Source organism: Micromonospora endophytica, from assembly GCF_003236305.1.
Classification (GTDB): Bacteria; Actinomycetota; Actinomycetes; order Mycobacteriales; family Micromonosporaceae; genus Micromonospora; species Micromonospora endophytica.
The window spans coordinates 1-2,389 of the sequence record NZ_POTX01000429.1; the positions used below are offsets into that span (position 1 = coordinate 1).

Sequence of the window (2,389 nt, forward strand, 5' to 3'; positions counted from 1 at the left end):
ACACGGGCCTTATCGTCGGCAGCGTCAGATGTTTATAAGAGACAGGCGGCGCAGCACCCACAGCCGGGGCGGCGCACCATCCGGACCGGCCGGCAGCGCCCGGACCGTGTCATGGGCGGGCCCACCGACGAACCGTACCGTCACCTCAGTCATCACCGGTTCCGCCTCCCACTGTTCGACACTGGCGTCCCGGCTCGCACGCTAACCCCACCAGCCCCGCCGCGAGGCCGGTTTGCCCTGATCGGGGGCGGGGTACCGTCCGGCGGGGCCGCGGGCAGGCAGGCCGTGGCAGGCAGGATGAAGGACGAGGAGCGGGCCATGAGAACGCTGGACGGGCGGTACCGGCTCGAACAGCGGATCGGTCTCGGCGGTATGTCAGAGGTCTGGCGGGCGCACGACGAGGTGCTGGACCGCGAGGTGGCGGTGAAGCTGCTGTCGCCGGGCCAGCCCGAGGACGCGGCCTCGGTGGCCCGCATCCGCGCCGAGGCGCGCTCGGCGGCCCGCCTGGTCCATCCCAACGTCGCCAGCGTGCACGACTTCGGCACCTGCGGGAGGCTGCCGGGACATGAGACGCCGTACATCGTGATGGAGCTGGCCATGGGCGAGACGCTCGCCACACATCTGCGGACCGGTCCGCTGGACTGGCGGATCGCGGTGCGGGTGTGCGCGGAGGTGAGCGCCGCGTTGGCCGCCGCGCACGCGCACGGCATCGTGCACCGCGACGTCAAGCCGGCGAACGTGATGCTCACCCCGTCGGGGGCGAAGGTGCTCGATTTCGGTATCGCCACGCCGGCCGGCGCCGCCGACCCGTCGCCCGAGGGCATGGTGGTGGGTACGCCTGCCTACCTCGCTCCGGAGCAGCTGCACAGGGCGCCGGTCACCCCGGCGGCCGACATGTACGCCCTCGGCGTCCTGCTCTACTGCTGCCTGACCGGCCGGTTGCCGTACACCGTGGACAGCGTGACCCAGTTGCTCGGCCCGCAGCGGCGGCAACCCCCGCAACCGCTGCCCGAGGTCCCGGGCCTGCCCGCCGAGGTGGCCGACCTGTGCCGGCGCTGCCTGGCCGAGGATCCTTCCGTGCGTCCCAGCAGCCTGGTCGCCGCGTTGCTGCTCGCCGAGGCGGTCGACGCCCGGGTGTACGTGCCGATGCACCAGCCCCTGCTGCCCCGGCAGCGACAGCCGTCGGTGAGTCCGTGGACCGCCCGCGCGGCGGCCGAGGCGACCGAGGCGGCGGTCGAGGTTCCCGGCACCTGGTCCGGCTGAGTTCGGCCGCCACCGGCGCGGCGGGCGACTGCGGCGGTTTCACCGCTGCGGGCTCGGGTAGCCGGGCGGGGAGCGACGGGAGGAACGCGATGTCGAGTTCCAGGCTGAACGAGGTTGCCACCGCGACCGCCGAGGGCGGTCACGTCCGTACCGACGACGGGGCGCTCTCCACCCCCCTCGCCTCGCCACTGGCGCCGCACTGCTCCGGGTTGACCCCGGAGCAGTTGCTCGCCGCGGCCTTCGCCTCCTGCCTGCACCACGCGGCGGTGGAGGCGGCCGGGGCGATCACGGACGAGGCACACACCGTGCAGGTACGCGCGGAGGCGACGCTGGGGCGTGACGACGACGGCCGGTACCGCGCCGACGTGCACGCCTCGATCTCCTCCGTCGGCCTCACCCGTCAGCAGCTCGGCGAGCTGGTGGAGCAGGCTGACCGGCTGTGGCCCTTCTCCAGCACGGATGGCGGTCGGCACCGGCTCACCGTCACCTCGGCGGAGAACGGCAGGCACTGACCGCCTTCCGGGCCGTCCGTTCCATTCCGTCACGCCGACCGACCGAATTGTGGTCGGCCGTTCGACCGAGGGCGGATCACTGTCACATTAACCCCGGCAAGATCGGCGTTTTTTGCCCATTCTGTGCAACAATTCGGATATAACCGGAACTGGGGATATTCGTGGTTGACCGGTTATGCGGCTCCTCCGCGAAGAATCGACCGGCAGACCGCGGCAAATTGTGACTCATGCCACCAATCAGGCCGATGGCAGCGCGCCGATAGCTGCCTAGCCTCGGCGAGTGCATCCCGACGACCAGATCGACCAGGAGTCGACCCCCGAGACCTCGGCGGCCCGATCGAGCGAGATGGCATCATCCGAACGGACGAGTGGCCGGCATCGGATTCCCTCCGGACGGCACCGCCGGGTCCGTAACCTGCTCGGTTCCACCTCGGTCCGAGTGGCCCTCGCCACCGGCGTGACCTGCTGCCTCGGCGCGGCCGGAGCGCTCGCCGCGACCCGCGACACCGCCGAGGCGCCGGTGCCACAGGTGGCCGAGGCGGTGGCCGACCGCGCGCTGGCCACGCGAGGCGAGGCCGCCTCCCGGTCACTGGACCGCAGCCCCTCCCCCACCC

General features: G+C 72.0%; 3 protein-coding genes and 1 pseudogene. 3 read left to right on the forward strand and 1 reads right to left on the reverse strand.

Translation table 11 applies throughout. The features are described from left to right. Positions 1 to 24: 24 nt before the first annotated feature. Positions 25 to 153, reverse strand: a complete 129-nt coding sequence (locus tag C1I93_RS33415) for a DUF8847 domain-containing protein (protein WP_258378382.1) — start codon at positions 151 to 153, stop codon at positions 25 to 27. 165 nt (positions 154 to 318) lie between these two features. On the opposite strand from C1I93_RS33415, the gene C1I93_RS30130 reads away from it, so the two are divergent. The 3 genes and pseudogenes from C1I93_RS30130 to C1I93_RS30140 all read left to right on the forward strand — a co-directional run. Continuing rightward, positions 319 to 1,263 (forward strand): serine/threonine-protein kinase, encoded by a 945-nt coding sequence (locus tag C1I93_RS30130; protein WP_111246625.1) that lies wholly within the window; start codon positions 319 to 321, stop codon positions 1,261 to 1,263. 89 nt (positions 1,264 to 1,352) lie between these two features. After that, positions 1,353 to 1,775, forward strand: a complete 423-nt coding sequence (locus C1I93_RS30135; RefSeq protein ID WP_111246626.1) for an OsmC family protein — start codon at positions 1,353 to 1,355, stop codon at positions 1,773 to 1,775. 280 nt (positions 1,776 to 2,055) lie between these two features. After that, positions 2,056 to 2,389 (forward strand): annotated as a pseudogene (locus C1I93_RS30140) (hypothetical protein); the annotation flags it as partial.